Source organism: Actinoplanes sp. KI2 (genome assembly GCF_025630775.1).
Classification (GTDB): domain Bacteria; phylum Actinomycetota; class Actinomycetes; order Mycobacteriales; family Micromonosporaceae; genus Actinoplanes.
On the sequence record NZ_JAOSZE010000001.1, the window covers coordinates 319,304 to 334,770 of the forward strand.

Sequence of the window (15,467 nt, forward strand, 5' to 3'; positions counted from 1 at the left end):
CCGTTCCGCAGCCTCCCTCCGACCGCCCTACCTGCCACAATAAAGCCGACACAAGGCTTGACAACGATCGATGGGAAACGAAAAGCCATGAGCCGTAGATATCGTGAAATAGGCCTGCTCATGGCCCTTCGTACCGATTCGTCGTCGGCGGTGGGCTCGTGAGCGTCGGCCTCGCCCGCATCACGATCAGCGCGCCGAGCCGCCGCGTCGACGTCGCCCTGCCCGAGCACGTGCCGCTCGCCGAGTTGCTGCCCGAGGTGCTCCGGTACGCCGGCGAGGGCCTCGCCGACGACGGCGAGAAGCATGGCGGGTGGGTGCTCCGGCGCACCGACGGTGTCGCGCTGACGACCACCCAGGGTCTATACCCGCAGGGCGTACGCGACGGGGAGGTGCTGCACCTCGTCCCCGCGCACAACGACTGGCCCGAGCTCGAGTACGACGACGTGGTCGAGGCGATCGCCGAGGGCGCCCGCCGGCGGGGCAGCGTGTGGACCGGCTCCTCCACCCGGACGGCCACGCTGGCCGCGGCCGGGGTGCTGCTGGGCATCGGCCTGATCGCGGTCATGCTGGCCGGTCCGGCCTGGACCGCCGCCGCCTACGTCGCGCTGGTCGTCGCGGTCGTGCTCGCGTTCGCCGGCGTCACCGCCTCGCGGGCCTACAACGACGGGCGGGCGGGCGCGGCGCTCGGCGCGTACGCGATGCCCTATGCCTTTGCCGGCGGCGCGCTCCTGGTCGCCTCGACCGACCGGGTCGGCGTGCTCGCGCCCCTGCCCTGGCTGGGCGACTCGGAGCTGCTGGCCGGCTCGGCGGCGCTACTGATCGTGGCGGTGCTCGGCGGGATCGGCGTGGCCGCCTCGCAGCGACTGTTCACCGCCGGCGTGGTGGTCGGCCTGCTCGGCGCGGTGTCCGCGGTGGTGAGCATGTTCACCACGGCGGCGGGCGCGGCGGCGGTGCTGATCTCGGTGCTGGTCTGCGGGATCGGGGCGCTGCCGCTGCTGGCCATCCGGTTCGGCAAGATGCCGACACCGCCGGTCACGCTGCCCACCGGCACCGACGGCGCGGCCGGGTTCACCGCCGGCCAGGTGCTCGACTCGGCCCGCGAGCGGCCCGACCGGGAAGCGGTGTTCGCGGCGGTCACCCGGACCGAGGAGTTGCTGGCCGGCATGCTGCTCGGGCACACGGTGCTGGCGGCGGGGGCGTTCGCGGTGCTGGCGACGTCCGGGTCGCTGTCCGCGCGCATCCTGCTGGTGGTCTCGGCCACCTCGCTGCTGTTGCGGTCCCGGCTGTTCGTGACCCTGCGGCAGCGGGTGCCGCTGGTGGTCGGCGGCCTGGTCGGCGTCTTCGCGCTCGGGGTCGGCCTGCTCCGCTCGGCCACCGCGACGCTGCTGCTGGTGCTCGTCGTCGCGGCGCTGCTGCTGGCGATCGTCACCGTGGTGGCGGGGGCTACCTACTCCACCCGGCCGCCGTCGCCCTACCTGGGCCGGGCCGCGGACCTCGTGGACACTCTCGTGGTCGTCTCGGTGATCCCGGTGGCCTGCGCGGTGGTCGGCCTCTACGACGCCGTCGGCAACATCTCGCTCTGAGCGGCACGGCTGTCCTGCTCTGAGCGGCACGGCTGTCCTGCTCTGAGCGGCACGGCTGTCCTGCTCTGAGCGGCACGGCTGTCCTGCTCTGAGCGGCACGGCTGCCCCAACCGCGGCGGGGGTCGTGCCGCGGTCGGAGGCCGGGGTGGTGGCTCGTGCTGGGTGGGCTGGCCACGAACGGACTTGCGGGGCGCCGGCCGGAGCCGGCCGATCAGTGCTGCTCGTGCCCCTCGGCGTCGACAACCTCGGCGCGCTTGAACGACGCCCGGATCTCCTCCTCGGCCTCGACGCGGCCGACCCAGGTGGCGCCCTCGACCGACTTGCCCGGCTCGAGGTCCTTGTAGACGGTGAAGAAGTGCTGGATCTCCATCCGGTCGAACTCGCCCAGGTGGTGGATGTCGCGCAGGTGCTCCTGACGCGGGTCCTCGTAGGGGACGCAGAGGACCTTGTCGTCGCGGCCCTTCTCGTCGCTCATCCGGAACATGCCGATCGCGCGGGACCGGATCAGGCAGCCCGGGAAGGTGGGCTCCTGCACCAGCACCAGGGCGTCCAGCGGGTCGCCGTCCTGGCCGAGGGTGCCCTCGATGAAGCCGTAGTCCGCGGGGTACTGCGTCGCGGTGAACAGGGTCCGGTCGAGACGGATGCGGCCCGTCTTGTGGTCGACCTCGTACTTGTTGCGCTGGCCCTTGGGGATCTCAACCAAAACGTCGAAATCCATAGTTTTGCTCCCTTGACTCGCCCACCGAAAATACCGGTCACGACAGGCGGGGAACCGAGGCTGAAGATCAGGGCCCACAGGATCCGCGCGCGACGATGTGCCGGATGTCGCTAGTCTCCCCTAAGTCTGGCGCGGCGGACGAGGAGGGGCGCGTGGGGAGGCAAGATTCACACAGCGGGCCCGTTTACGACCGCGCGCCCGAGCCGCATCATCCCCCCGGAAACGCTAGCGCACCCGCGAGTCGCGCGAGCCTTCCTTCCGGATCTTCCGAGGCGCCGGATGGGTCGGCGTGGGCCACGCCGCCGGGGCGTTTCCCGGCGGCCGATGCGGCGTTGCCACCTGGTCGGGTGGAATTGGATGGGCAGCATCCGAGCGGCGCGAAATGGGCGGAAGATCAGCAAATGGAACCCCGGACTCCTGGCAACCCGTGGCCCACGACCGACGGGCGGCCCGCCGCGCCGCCGCCCGAGTCGGCCGAGCAGGCGCGGGGCGCGTGGGCCACGCCGCCCGCGGCCGGCACCTACGGCAGAGCGGCGGCGCCGATGAACGCGGCGGCGCCGGCGAACGCGGCCGCGGCCGCGGCGGAGTCGCACACCGAGCGCCTGCCTCGCGGAAGTGCCCAGGTGGCCGCCGGTGGACCGGCTGCACAGGTGGCCGCCGGTGGACCGGCTGCACAGGTGGCCGCCGGTGGACCGGGCGTCGAGGCCGGGACGGCCGAGCCGGGGTGGGTGGCGCGGGACTGGTCCGGTAGTGGGGGCGGCGGCGAGCGCAACCCGGCAGGTCAGCCCGCAGCGGGCGCAACGGCCCGGACCAACGACGGCGATCGCCCGGTCGAAGCGGGACCTGTCAATTCATCCCGTACCGGAAAAGGGCGCAAGATTTACGCCTTGCTCGCGGTCGTCGTGGTGGTGGTTGTCGGGGTTGCGACGCTCGGGCTGGTGCAACCCGGCCGGGTGAAGGGCTGGCTCGGGAGCGAGGTGCTCGGCACGCCGACGAAGGCGACGCTCGGGCCGGATCCGGCTCCGTCGCCGGTGCTGGCGCCCGTCGTCGGCGGGGGCCGGGCGCCGGACGCGGCGAAGGTGAAAGCGGCGCTCGATCCGCTGGTCCGCGCGAAGGCGCTGGGCAGCACGGTGAGCGTGTCGGTGGTGGACGTGGCGTCCGGGCAGGCGCTGTACGACCGGAACGCCGACGTGCCGGCCACCCCGGCCTCGACGACGAAGCTGCTGACCGCGGCGACCGTGCTCGCTTCCCGCGGGCCGGGTTATCGGCTGAGCACCACGGCGGTGGCCGGCAGCGTGCCGGGCGAGGTGGTGCTGGTGGGCGGCGGCGATCCGACGCTGTCGGTGGGCGCGCGGGGGCTGTACCCGGGTGCGGCCCGGCTCGACCAGCTCGCGGCGCAGGTCAAGACGGCACTCGGCGGCACCAGGCCGACCCGGGTGCTGGTGGACACCTCGCTGTTCGGCGGCCCGCAGACCGGGCTGGGCTGGTCACCCGGCGACGTCTCCCCGGACGGGCAGGTGGCCAAGGTCCAGTCGCTGATGACCAACGGCGGGCGGGTCAAACCGGTCCACAACGAGCACGGTGGCGATCCGCGGTTCGCCGATCCGGCCATCTCGGCCGGTCAGGCGTTCGCGAAGCTGCTCGGGGTCTCGGCCGCGACGGTCAAGCGGGGTAAGGCGCCGTCGGCGCTGGCCGCCACCGGTGTCGCGCCCGGCGCCCGGCTCGGCGAGGTGAAGTCGCCGCCGCTGGTGCAGATCACCGACTGGATGCTCGAGCAGAGCGACAACATCCTCGCCGAGGTGCTGGCCCGGCAGGTGGCGATCGCGGCCGGTCGGCCGGCCACCTTCGACGGCGAGACCGACGCGATGATCGCGAAGCTGCGGGCGTTGGGGCTGGCCGGCGACGAGGCCGACCTGTACGACGGCAGCGGGCTCTCCCGGCACAACGGGATCAGCCCGTTGCTGCTCACCCAGGTGCTGGCGCTCGCGGCGAACGGGAAGCAGCCGGCGATCACCGGGATCTTCGGCGGCCTGCCGGTGGCGGGCTGGTCGGGGACGCTGCAGGGCCGGTTCGACTCGCCCACGGTGAACCGGGCCGCGTACGGCGTCGTGCGGGCCAAGACGGGCACGCTAAGCGGGGTCAACACGATGGCCGGCGAGCTGGTCACCAGGGACGGGCGACTGCTGGTCTTCGCGATCATGGCGAGCGGGTCGAGCAACGCCTACGCGGCCAAGGACGCCCTGGACCGGGTGCCGGCGCGCCTGGTCGCCTGCGGTTGCTGAGTGATTCTTGAGTCAGGGTTTCACCGGAGTTCGGGCTGGAAATCCGCGGGTACGGTGGGGTCATGGCGCAGTTCGTTGACTGGGATCTGGCCGCGGCGACCGCCGGGGCCCTCTCCAAATCCGGGCCCGCGGTCTCCTACGAGGATGCGATGGCGGTGGTGTCCGAGCTGCGGGCGCTCACCGATGAGGCGGCCGGGCACGTCGCCGCGTACACCGGTCTGAATCCGCAGGTCGAGGTCGCGCCGGTGCGCGTGGTCGACCGCAAGGACTGGGCCGCCGTCAACATCCAGGGCCTCAAGCAGGTGATCATCCCGCTGGTCGCCCGGCTCGCCGGGGAACGGCCGCCGGGCGGGTTCGCCGACGCGATCGGCTCCCGGGTCACCGGCGTGCAGGCCGGCACCATCCTGGCCTACCTCTCCGGCCGCGTGCTGGGACAGTACGAAGTGTTCTCCGGCAATCCCGGCCAGCTGCTGCTGAACGCGCCGAACATCGTCGAGGTGGAGCGCAAGCTCGGCGCCGACCCGCGCGACTTCCGGCTCTGGGTCTGCCTGCACGAGGTGACCCACCGCACCCAGTTCACCGCCGTGCCGTGGATGCGCGGGTACTTCCTGGGCGAGGTGCAGGCCTTCACCGACGCGTCGCAGAGCGGCGAGCACATCGTCGAGCGGCTGCGCCGCAGCGTGGCCACCCTTTCCGACGCCCTGCGCGACCCGGAGAGCCGCGCCTCGGTGCTCGACATCGTGCAGACCCCCGCCCAGAAGGCGGTGCTCGACCGGCTCACCGCGCTGATGACGCTGCTCGAGGGGCACGCCGAGTTCGTGATGGACGGCGTCGGCCCCGAGGTGATCCCGAGCGTCGACTCGATCCGGGCCAAGTTCAACCGGCGGCGGGAGAGCGGCAACCCGCTGGAGAAGGCGGTGCGCCGGCTGCTCGGCATCGAGGTCAAGATGCGGCAGTACGCCGAGGGCCGCAAGTTTGTGCACGGCGTCGTCGAGCGGGTCGGGATGGCCGGCTTCAACAAGGTCTTCGACTCGCCGCTGACCCTCCCGCGGCTCGACGAGCTGGGCGACCCGGATGCCTGGGTGACCCGGGTGCACGGGCCGCAGCCGGCGATCGGCGGGTAGGTGGCGCGCATCCCGGCGGCGGTCGCGGCGGTACGGCTGGCGGTGCGCCGGTCGCTGCCGGCCGACGGGCTTGTGCTGGTGGCCTGCTCGGGGGGTGCGGATTCGCTGGCCCTCGCGGCCGCTGCCCGATTTGTCGGGCATGCGGTGGGGCTCGTGACGGTGGATCACGGGCTGCAGGACGGGTCGGCCGCGCGGGCGTCGGGGGTCGCTGACTGGGCGCGGAGTGTCGGCTTTGACCCGGTTGAGATCGCCACGGTGGCGGTTGCCGGTCGGCCCGGCGGCCCCGAGGCGGCGGCGCGGTCCGCCCGGTACGAGGCGCTTTCCGCGGTTGCCGCGACGTGCGGCGCCGCCGCGGTGCTGCTCGGGCACACCCGGGACGACCAGGCGGAGACGGTGTTGCTGGCGCTCGCGCGAGGGGCTGGGCCGCGAGGGCTGGCCGGGATGCCGTACCGGAAGGGGATCTTCCTGCGGCCGCTGCTGGACGTGTCGCGGGCCGACACCCGCAAGGCCTGCGCCGCTCAGGGGCTGGTGCCGTGGGACGACCCGCACAACGTGGACCCGGCCTTCGCCCGGTCTCGGGTGCGTGGCGCGGCCCTTCCGGCGCTGGTCGAAGCGCTGGGGCCGGCCGTGGTGGCGAACCTCGCCCGCTCGGCGGGGCAGATTGCTGCGGACAGTGCGGCCTTGGACAGGCTGGCTCGTTCGGCGTTGCTCTCGGCGTACGAAAGCAATGGTCTTCGCATTTCAGATTTGTCGGAAATGGTGGATGCGATCCGAACCCGGGTGCTTCATGCTTGGGCCAAGGAGCTGGGCGCCTCCGGGGCGGCGCTGTCCCATCGCCACGTCCAGGCGCTCGACGCGTTGATCACCGATTGGCACGGCCAGGGGCCGGTGCACCTGCCCGGCGGTATCCGGGTGGCCCGGGAGCGCGGGCGACTCGTTCGGGTGCCCTGACCCGCTGTGAGAACTGTCACTCGGCGTGCCTGATTCGTCGGTCTTACCGGGTGGAACGGGCACTTTTCCAGCGGTTCGCCCGGGCTCGACGGCCGCCCCGTGCGGCGCGCGGCAACCTTCATACGGCAGTCTTACGGCATGGCTGACGGCACCTGGTACGACGCCGACATCGATCACGTGATCATTTCCGAGGAGCAGATCCGGGAAAAGACCGCCGAGCTGGCGAAGCAGGTCTCGGCCGACCATGCCGACGTCGAGGGCGGGATCCTGCTGGTCTGCGTGCTCAAGGGCGCCGTGATGTTCATGGCCGACTTCGCCCGGGCGCTGGGTCACCACGGCCCCTCCACCGAGATGGAGTTCATGGCGGTCTCCTCCTACGGGCAGGGCACCACCTCGTCGGGCGTGGTGCGCATCCTCAAGGACCTGGACCGCGACATCACCGGCCGGCACGTGGTCGTCGTGGAGGACATCGTCGACTCGGGCCTGACCCTCTCCTGGCTGATGAAGTACCTCCGGTCGCGCTCGGCGGCGAGCGTCGAGGTGGTCGCGCTGTTCCGTAAGCCGGACGCGGTCAAGGTGACGGTGCCGGTGAAGTACGTCGGGTTCGACATCCCGAACGAGTTCGTGGTCGGTTACGGTCTGGACTTCGCCGAGCGCTACCGTGAGCTGCCCTACGTGGGCGTCCTGAAGCCCGAGGTCTACGCCCGTAGCTGAACCGTTTCTCAGCCTGTTCTCAGAATTCGTCTTTATGGGTGGATTTGCCACGAAAGCAGGCTGAACGGTCGCGTGCGTGGGTGTGTCCGGCCAGCGGGCTCACGGGTTCGCGATCGGCACGTACGGTGTACCGTCGAGTGACCGATGGACGCAGTGTCACAAGCGCCGGAGGGGCCGCCGATGGGGCGGCGACGTTGAGGTGACCAGGACGCCGATCAGGAGGGTCCGGGCGCTCGCCGCCCGACAACAGCATGGAGCGTACGCGTTTCTTCCGCCGCCCGGTGGTCTGGATCATTCTGGTGATCATCGGCGTTATCGCGCTGAGTTCGTTCTTCACCAATAGTCCGAGCTATCAGCGTGTCGATTCCTCGGTCGCGCTGGAGCGCCTGAATCAGCCGGGCATCAAGAAGGTCGTTATCAAGGACAAGGAGCAGACGCTCCAGATCGACCTCGCGCAGTCCGAGAAGATCGAAGGCAAGACGACCGACAAGATCGAAACTCAGTATCCGTCCGACACGACCCAGGTCGTCTGGACGGACGTCCAGGACGCCAAGAAGGCCGGATACATCACCGGGACGATCAACACCACGGTCTCCGGTGACAACATCCTGTTCAGCCTGCTGATCAACCTGCTGCCGATCGCCATTCTGGTGGTCCTGCTGCTGCTGTTCATGTCGCAGATGCAGGGCGGCGGCTCCCGGGTGCTCAACTTCGGCAAGTCCAAGGCCAAGATGATCACCAAGGACACGCCGAAGACCACGTTCGCCGACGTGGCGGGCGCCGAAGAGGCGGTCGAGGAGCTCCACGAGATCAAGGACTTCCTCCAGAACCCCGCGAAGTACCAGGCCCTCGGCGCCAAGATCCCGAAGGGCGTGCTGCTGTTCGGCCCGCCCGGAACCGGTAAGACGCTGCTGGCCCGTGCGGTCGCCGGCGAGGCCGGGGTGCCGTTCTACTCGATCTCCGGCTCGGACTTCGTCGAGATGTTCGTGGGCGTCGGCGCGAGCCGGGTGCGTGACCTGTTCGAGCAGGCCAAGTCCAACGCCCCGGCGATCGTGTTCGTCGACGAGATCGACGCCGTCGGCCGGCACCGCGGCGCCGGCATGGGCGGCGGTCACGACGAGCGCGAGCAGACGCTCAACCAGCTGCTCGTCGAGATGGACGGCTTCGACACCAAGGGCGGCGTCATCCTGATCGCGGCCACCAACCGGCCGGACATCCTCGACCCGGCGCTGCTGCGCCCGGGTCGCTTCGACCGGCAGATCCCGGTGGACAACCCGGACATGGAGGGCCGCAAGGCGATCCTCCGGGTGCACGCCAAGGGCAAGCCGTTCACGCCCGACGTCGACCTCGACTCGGTGGCCCGTCGCACGCCCGGTTTCTCCGGCGCCGACCTGGCCAACGTGATCAATGAGGCCGCCCTGCTCACCGCGCGCAACGAGAAGCGGGCGATCTCCAACGAGTTCCTCGAGGAGTCGATCGACCGGGTGATCGCCGGCCCCGAGCGGCGTACCCGGGCGATGAGCGACAACGAGAAGAAGATCACCGCGTACCACGAGGGCGGGCACGCGCTGGTGGCGTACGCGTTGCCGCACTCCGCCCCGGTGCACAAGGTGACGATCCTGCCGCGTGGCCGCTCGCTCGGGCACACCCTGGTGCTGCCGACCGAGGACAAGTACACCCAGACCCGGGCCGAGATGATCGACACCCTGGCGTACGCGCTGGGTGGCCGGGCCGCCGAGGAACTCGTCTTCCACGAGCCCACCACCGGCGCCGGTAACGACATCGAGAAGGCCTCCGGCCTGGCCCGCGCCATGGTCACCCAGTACGGCATGAGCTCGAAGCTGGGCGCCGTCAAGTACGGCACCGCCGGCGACGAGCCGTTCCTGGGCCGCAACATGGGCCACGAGCGGGACTACTCGGACGCGGTCGCCGCGGACATCGACACCGAGGTCCGGGCGCTGATCGAGCTCGCGCACGACGAGGCGTGGGAGATCCTGGTCGAGTACCGCGACGTGCTCGACACCATGGTCCTCGAGCTGATGGAGAAGGAGACCATCACCCGCGAGGACATGGACCGGATCTGCACCCGGGTCGTCAAGCGGCCGCCGATGTCGCCGTTCAACGGCTTCGGCAAGCGGCTGCCCTCCGAGGCACCTCCGGTGCTCACCCCCGCCGAGCGGGAGAAGTTGAAGGCTCAGGCCGAGGTGGACGGGCAGTTCGCCTTCGGCGCTAACACCAACGGCCTCGCGGAAGGCAGTAACTGATCAGCGACGACGGCGATCTCGACTATCTCGCCGCGCGCCTGGTCGACGGCAAGCTCACCGGTACCCCGGTGGAGGTTGCCGTCGACCTGGCCCGGATCGAGAAGGCGGTCCGGGAGATCCTCATCGCCATCGGTGAGGACCCGGACCGGGACGGCCTGGCGCGGACTCCCGCCCGGGTCGCTCGGGCGTACGCCGAGCTGTTCGCGGGCCTCCGGGTCGACCCGGCGAAGGTGCTCACCACCACGTTCGAGGCGGACCACGAGGAGTTCGTGCTGGTCCGCGACATCGAGGTGCTGAGCATGTGCGAGCATCACCTGCTCCCGTTCAAGGGCGTCGCCCACCTCGGGTACATCCCCGGCACGCACGGCCGGATCACCGGCCTGTCCAAGCTGGCCCGCCTGGTCGAGGTCTACGCCCGCCGGCCCCAGGTGCAGGAGCGGCTCACCTCGCAGATCGCCGACCTGCTGCTGTCGAGGCTGGAGGCGCGCGGCGTGATCGTGGTACTCGAATGCGAGCACCTGTGCATGGAGATGCGCGGGATCCGCAAGGTCGGCGCCCGCACGATCACCAGCGCGGTGCGGGGCGCCTTCCAGACCGATGGCAAGGTGCGGGCCGAAGCGATGGCTCTGATCAACGCCCGTTAGGCCTTGACCAGCCGATTGGCCAGCGTCGACATCGTGTACGTCCCGATGCCGAGCACCACCTCCAGCGCGTTGCGTCGGGTGTAGCCGGCGGCCAGGAACTCCTCGACCTGATCGTCGGGGACGTCGCCGGTGGTGGCGAGCACGCGCAGGGTGAACTGCCGCATCGCCTCCAGTCGGGGGTCGTCCACCGGCGTCTGGCCTCGTAGCGCGGTGATCAGGGCCGGGTCGGCCTCGAGCTGCCGCAGGCGGCCGGTGTGCATGGCGATGCAGACTCGGCAGCCGTTGCGGGTCGCGATCGTCATGACCAGGACCTCCTGGGCGAGCGGGTCCAGCGTGCTGGCCTCGAACAGGCCGCTGGCCTGCAGGAACCCGCCGAGCATCTCGGGGGACTCGGCGAGCTTGGACACCGCGTCGGGCAGGTGGCCCAGGTGTTCCACGGTCGCCTCGATGAAGGGCCGGGACGCGGCCGGGGCGGACTCCAGGGTGTGCTGGGTGAACACGATCTTCCTCCGGTAGGATGGACAACTACGTTGTCTAAACCGTAAACCAGGTTGTCGAGTTTGCCAATGTCTTTTGTTGCTCAAGATCCGCCCGGCTGGGAGCTGCCGCTGTTGCTGTTCGCCGGCTTCCGCTCGCTGATCGACCAGTTGCACGCCGAGCTCGCCGTCCGCGGTCATCCCGACGTCCGCCCGGTGTACGGCTTCGCCATGCAGGCCATCGGGGTGCACGGCGCCAGCGCCAGCGAGGTCGGGCGGCGGCTCGGCGTCTCCAAACAGGCCGCCGGCAAGACCATCGACCGGCTCGAGGCGCTCGGCTACGTGGAGCGCGTGGACGACCCGCGGGACGCGCGCAGCAAACTGGTCCGGCTCACCCCGCGCGGGCTGGAAAGCCTGCGGTTGTCCGCCGAGATCTTCGACCGGTTGCGGGCCGACTGGGTCGCGAAGCTCGGTGCCGACCGGGTGCGTCTGGTCGAGTCGTCGCTGCGTACGGTCGTGCCCTCGGGGATCTTCCCGGTCGACGTGCCCGGCTGGTTCGGATAATCGGTGTCCGCCGGCCGCCGGCGACGCGATACTGGGCCGCGTGCTCGAAAAGGTGAATCCGCCGACCGTCCACGAGACCGCGGGCTACAGCCACGTGACCGTCTCGCCCGCGGGCCGTCTCGCCCATCTCGCCGGGCAATGCCCGCTCGACCTGGACGGCACGGTGGTCGGCCCGCCCGGCGACTACGACGCGCAGACCGACCAGGTCGTCGCCAACTGCCTTGCGGTGCTGGCGGCCGTCGACGCCACCCCGGCCGACGTGGTCCGGTCGATCATCTACGTGGTCAGCGCGGACAGCGCCGTCCTCGCCGGGGTCTGGGACCGGCTGAACGCCTCGCCGCTGGCGCCGGCCTTCAGCACGGCCAGCACGCTGCTCGGGGTGGCCGCGCTGGGCTACCGGGGTCAGCTGATCGAGGTCGACCTGACCGCTGTGCTGGCTGGCTAGATCACTGTCCGGAAGGTGTCGGCGGCGTCCATCGCCGCGCGGGTCAGCTGGGCTGCCTCGTCCAGGCGGGTGCGGGCCTGCTCAAGATGAGCGATCGCCGACGCCACCGACGGGTGGAACGAGCCCACCGCGGTCATCCGGAGCAGCGCCAGCGCGTCCTCGAGTTGGTCGTTGACCTGGCGGATGCTGTTCGCGGCGCGGCCCGCGCCGTCGACCGACGCGGCGACGTTGGCCTTGACCTCTTCGACGCTTGCCATGTCCCGCCCTCGCAAACCGGATTTATCTGAAAAATGCCACTAGGCCGACGCCCATGCAGGTCAGCAGCACCGGGGTGAGACAGATGACCGCGCCCAGGATCGGGGTGCGGTCCACCTTTGTCTGCTTGTCGCCGTAGACGAAGCCGATCGTCACCCAGCCCAGCCCGAACGCGAGCACCGGCATGCTCAGGCCGCAGAGCAGCGCATACGTCGGCACCGAGCCCTGCGGGGCGACGAGGTAGAGCACGATCTGCACGATCAGCACCGCGGCCGCGAACGGACCGTAGACCAGCAGGTTGCGCGCCACCGGTCGCAGTGCGCCGCCGCCGGGGGCCGGTCCGAGGATGGTGGCGTCCGCGGCGTCCGCGGTCCGCCGCGCCTGCTGCAGCGCCGCGAGCACGGCGGCCGGGCCGCCGGCCATGGCCAGCGACGCCGACTCCACCTCCGCCAGGCGCGGGGCAAGATCCATTTCCGGTACGCCGAAGTCGCGCACCAAACGCGCCTGCTGGGGAGCGAGCCGTGCCCGTACGGCGGAAAGCTCTTGACGTGCTGCCGTCGAGGCCGCCTGCTGTTCGCCCGCCGCGGTGCTGGCCGCGCGACGGACCGCATCGAGGCGCTGGGCCGCGGTCAGATAGTCGGCCCACGGCCCGGGAGCCGGGGGCGTGGCCTGCGCCGGGATCGCTTGCTCCTGCTGTTCCGTCATAGCTCGTCGCTTTCCGGCTGCTGCTGTTCCGTCATAGCTCGTCGCTTTCCGGCTGCTGCTGTTCCGTCATAGCTCGTCGCTTTCCGGCTCCAGGAACGGCACGACCGTGACGGTGCGATCGGCGTGGCGGTCGTGCAGCAGCGCTCGGTTGGGCCGCGGGTGCCAGTCGACCGGCCGGCCCAGCATCAGCGCCACATCCGACTGCGGGCAGTTCAGGAACAGCAGGCCCGCCACATCCTCCCGGCCCGCGCTGCCGCCGGTCTCCTCGCTGAACCGGCGCATGCCCCGCCACCAGGACAGCAGGTGCACGCCGCGGCCCGGGCCCTCGCGCAGCAGCCGCCGCAGGCCCGGCAGGCTGCCCGGGCTGGCCGCGTCCATCCCGAACACCACCAGATAGCCCGGGTTCTCCAGGTCCATCTCCTTCGCCAGGCCCGCCGCGTCGACCAGCGACACCTCCTGCCGGTGCCCGATCTCGGCGGCCATCGCCTCGGCGAGCCGGTCGCCCTCGGCCACCAGCGACGAGATCACGAAGCGGGCCGTCCGCGGCTGATGGAAGGCGGCCACGCTGCGGGCGGCGGCGTCGAGCACCTCCGAGCCGGACGCCGACGAGCCGAAGATCGCCAGATGCCGGCCCGGGGACGAGTCGAGCGGGAACGCGGCCGTCGACAGGTTCACGTCGATCGCCCGGCCCACCAGGGCGGCCGGGCGGGCGGCCCGACCGGCCAGCGCTGCCCGGTACGTCGGGTCGTCGGCCAGATGCTGATGCGCGTACCCCGCGAAGATGCGCGGCGCGACCGACTCCGGGTCGCGGGCGGCCCACAACCGGTGCCGCAGGGCGCTCAGCGCCTCGCGGTCGGCGTGCGGGTCGGGGAAGCGAACCACCCGTTCGTGGCCCCGGGTCGCGCCGCGGGGGCCGCCGAGACCACCCGCGGTGTTCACCACGGCGGTGCCCAGGGGCAGGCCGGCGGCCGAGTCGTTGGTGGGCTCCAGCACGTCGCCGCCGCCGGGCAGCGCGATCCGCACCGGGAACTGGCCGAAAATCGAGTCACGTTTCGCGTACAGCGCCTCGACGCCGAGCACGGTCTGGCTCGCCAGGATCAAATGGATGCCGTACGAGCGGCCCTTGCGGGCCAGCGACTCGAGCAGGCCCACCGCCTCGGTCGCGATCGGGTCGTTGCCGGCCAGCAGCACCTGGAACTCGTCGATGACACAGAGGACCCGCGGCAGCGCCCGCGACTGACCCTCCTCGGCGGCGACCTGCCGCAGGTCGGCGAAGCGGGTCACACCCGCCCTCTTGTACGCCACCGAGCGGCGGGTCATCTCGGCGTCCAACTCGCGGAGGACGGCCAGGCCGTACTCCCGGTCGGACTCGACGCCCACGGCCCGGGCATGCGGCAGCCAGGTGCGGTCGCGCCGGGTCGGCACGAACTCGGCGAACGACACACCCTCCTTGAAATCCAGCAGGTAGAGGGCCATCTCGGCGGGGCTGTACCGGGCGCCGAGGCCGTACAGCACATTGATCAGGAAGGCGGTCTTGCCGGCGCCCGACCGGCCACCGACCAGCCAGTGCGGGGTCAGGTCGTTGAAACGCAGCACCAGCGGGGTGTCGCCGTCGTGCCCGACGATCGTGCCCAGCCCGTCGGCCGCGTCGCCGGACCACAGCGGCTCGCCCGGCTCGGGCAGCAGATCGGCGAGACCGACCTGGGACGCGGCGGCCGAGTGGGTGGCAAGCTCGCGGCAGACCGAGTCGACCAGATGCGGCGGCGGGTCGTCGTCCAGGTAGACCGGGGCGTTCAACCAGACCGCCTCCGGCGCCGAGCCGTACGTCGCTCCGGGCGGGTCGCCGATCACCACGTACGGGTCGCGGACCGACACGCTGGTGGTGCGCGGCAGCGGTGCCTGGGTGGTCTCCGCGGTCAACGGGGGAGGCGGCCAACCGGCCACGATCAGGTGCAGGCCGGAATCCGGGCCCTGCTGCGCCAGCGCCGCGATGCGCCGCAGCTCCTCGCCCTCGGTCAGCTCGGGCAGACTCGCGATGACGACCAGCATCATCCGGTCGCGGCGGCTGCGGCGCGGCGGGCCACCCCGGCCCGGGCGCAGCCACTTGTCGGCCTCGGCGAGCACGTCACGCAGACCCTGCCGATCGGTGGCGGGCGGCGACATCAGGCCGGCGTCATAGAGGTCGGCGAAGGGCCCGAAGACGGCGCCGCCACCCACCCCGTCGACGCCCCGCACCAGCACCGAGCCGGCCGGGGCGGCGGCCAGCAGCCTCAACAGCAAGCAGCGCAAAAGCCCGAAAACGCGTGAATCGGTGGCGCTGGCGTCGATCGTGAGATGACCGGTGCCGAGCAGCGGCACGATCGCCGGAAAACTGGCGTCGTCGAGCGGCTGAGCCACACCCAGCCGGACGAACTGCGGCGGAAAGACGCCGCCGAGCGGGGTGTTGGCCGACTGAGCCTCCAGAGGGGACCCCAGCCAGCCCGGCGCGAGCACCGCGGCCGCGGCCCGCAACTGCTCGGCCAGCGAATGCTGCTCGAGCGGATCGGCGACCGGCACCGTCTCGGCTTCCAACGCCACCGAGGCGGCCTCGGCGACGGCGACGGCCTGCCGGTGCAGGGCAGCAGCCTGGTGGACCCGTGAAGCTGAATCCGCCACCGCCCTCACCTCCTCTGTGCGGATAAAACCTATCCCAGACCGGGCCCGGGATCGCGCTCCCGGGGGCCAGCGGGTTCCGCGCCGCGG

Annotated in this window: 14 protein-coding genes; 9 read left to right on the forward strand and 5 right to left on the reverse strand. The window is 71.3% G+C overall.

What is annotated here, in order from left to right:
- The first annotated feature begins 158 nt into the window (after positions 1-158).
- Complete coding sequence (eccD, locus tag ODJ79_RS01440; RefSeq protein ID WP_263021414.1) at positions 159-1,583, forward strand: type VII secretion integral membrane protein EccD; 1,425 nt, start codon at positions 159-161, stop codon at positions 1,581-1,583.
- 211 nt (positions 1,584-1,794) lie between these two features.
- Here eccD and ODJ79_RS01445 read toward each other — a convergent pair whose 3' ends face one another.
- On the reverse strand, positions 1,795-2,301 hold the full coding sequence (locus ODJ79_RS01445; protein WP_263021415.1) for an inorganic diphosphatase: 507 nt from the start codon (positions 2,299-2,301) through the stop codon (positions 1,795-1,797).
- A 401-nt stretch (positions 2,302-2,702) separates the two neighbouring features.
- Between ODJ79_RS01445 and dacB the strand changes: the two genes are divergently transcribed.
- The 6 genes from dacB (at position 2,703) to folE (ending at position 10,280) form a co-directional block, all read left to right on the forward strand.
- Positions 2,703-4,583: a D-alanyl-D-alanine carboxypeptidase/D-alanyl-D-alanine-endopeptidase gene (dacB, locus tag ODJ79_RS01450; protein WP_263021416.1), complete on the forward strand. Its 1,881-nt coding sequence runs from the start codon at positions 2,703-2,705 to the stop codon at positions 4,581-4,583.
- A gap of 62 nt (positions 4,584-4,645) precedes the next feature.
- The gene (locus tag ODJ79_RS01455) at positions 4,646-5,707 is read left to right on the forward strand and encodes a zinc-dependent metalloprotease (RefSeq protein WP_263021417.1); all 1,062 of its coding nucleotides are present in this window, start codon (positions 4,646-4,648) and stop codon (positions 5,705-5,707) included.
- Positions 5,708-6,658, forward strand: a complete 951-nt coding sequence (gene tilS / locus ODJ79_RS01460; protein ID WP_263021418.1) for a tRNA lysidine(34) synthetase TilS — start codon at positions 5,708-5,710, stop codon at positions 6,656-6,658.
- A gap of 138 nt (positions 6,659-6,796) precedes the next feature.
- Complete coding sequence (gene hpt, locus ODJ79_RS01465; RefSeq protein ID WP_263021419.1) at positions 6,797-7,372, forward strand: hypoxanthine phosphoribosyltransferase; 576 nt, start codon at positions 6,797-6,799, stop codon at positions 7,370-7,372.
- Positions 7,373-7,623: 251 nt separating this feature from the next.
- Entirely contained in the window at positions 7,624-9,636 is a 2,013-nt protein-coding gene (ftsH, locus tag ODJ79_RS01470; RefSeq protein WP_263021420.1) for an ATP-dependent zinc metalloprotease FtsH, read from the forward strand.
- On the forward strand, positions 9,633-10,280 hold the full coding sequence (gene folE / locus ODJ79_RS01475; protein ID WP_263021472.1) for a GTP cyclohydrolase I FolE: 648 nt from the start codon (positions 9,633-9,635) through the stop codon (positions 10,278-10,280). The genes ftsH and folE overlap by 4 nt, the downstream gene beginning before the upstream one ends.
- Here the strand turns inward: folE and ODJ79_RS01480 are convergent.
- On the reverse strand, positions 10,277-10,780 hold the full coding sequence (locus ODJ79_RS01480; RefSeq protein WP_263021421.1) for a carboxymuconolactone decarboxylase family protein: 504 nt from the start codon (positions 10,778-10,780) through the stop codon (positions 10,277-10,279). The genes folE and ODJ79_RS01480 overlap by 4 nt on opposite strands.
- A gap of 66 nt (positions 10,781-10,846) precedes the next feature.
- Between ODJ79_RS01480 and ODJ79_RS01485 the strand changes: the two genes are divergently transcribed.
- The gene (locus ODJ79_RS01485; RefSeq protein WP_263021422.1) at positions 10,847-11,320 is read left to right on the forward strand and encodes a MarR family winged helix-turn-helix transcriptional regulator; all 474 of its coding nucleotides are present in this window, start codon (positions 10,847-10,849) and stop codon (positions 11,318-11,320) included.
- A gap of 40 nt (positions 11,321-11,360) precedes the next feature.
- Positions 11,361-11,765: a RidA family protein gene (locus ODJ79_RS01490; protein WP_263021423.1), complete on the forward strand. Its 405-nt coding sequence runs from the start codon at positions 11,361-11,363 to the stop codon at positions 11,763-11,765.
- Here the strand turns inward: ODJ79_RS01490 and ODJ79_RS01495 are convergent.
- From ODJ79_RS01495 to ODJ79_RS01505, 3 genes are all read right to left on the reverse strand, one after another.
- Entirely contained in the window at positions 11,762-12,022 is a 261-nt protein-coding gene (locus ODJ79_RS01495; protein ID WP_263021424.1) for a hypothetical protein, read from the reverse strand. The two genes, ODJ79_RS01490 and ODJ79_RS01495, sit on opposite strands and share 4 nt — an antisense overlap.
- A 22-nt stretch (positions 12,023-12,044) precedes the next feature.
- Positions 12,045-12,725: a hypothetical protein gene (locus ODJ79_RS01500; RefSeq protein ID WP_263021425.1), complete on the reverse strand. Its 681-nt coding sequence runs from the start codon at positions 12,723-12,725 to the stop codon at positions 12,045-12,047.
- A gap of 66 nt (positions 12,726-12,791) precedes the next feature.
- Positions 12,792-15,380 (reverse strand): FtsK/SpoIIIE domain-containing protein, encoded by a 2,589-nt coding sequence (locus tag ODJ79_RS01505; RefSeq protein WP_411267244.1) that lies wholly within the window; start codon positions 15,378-15,380, stop codon positions 12,792-12,794.
- Between the last annotated feature and the right edge of the window lie 87 nt (positions 15,381-15,467).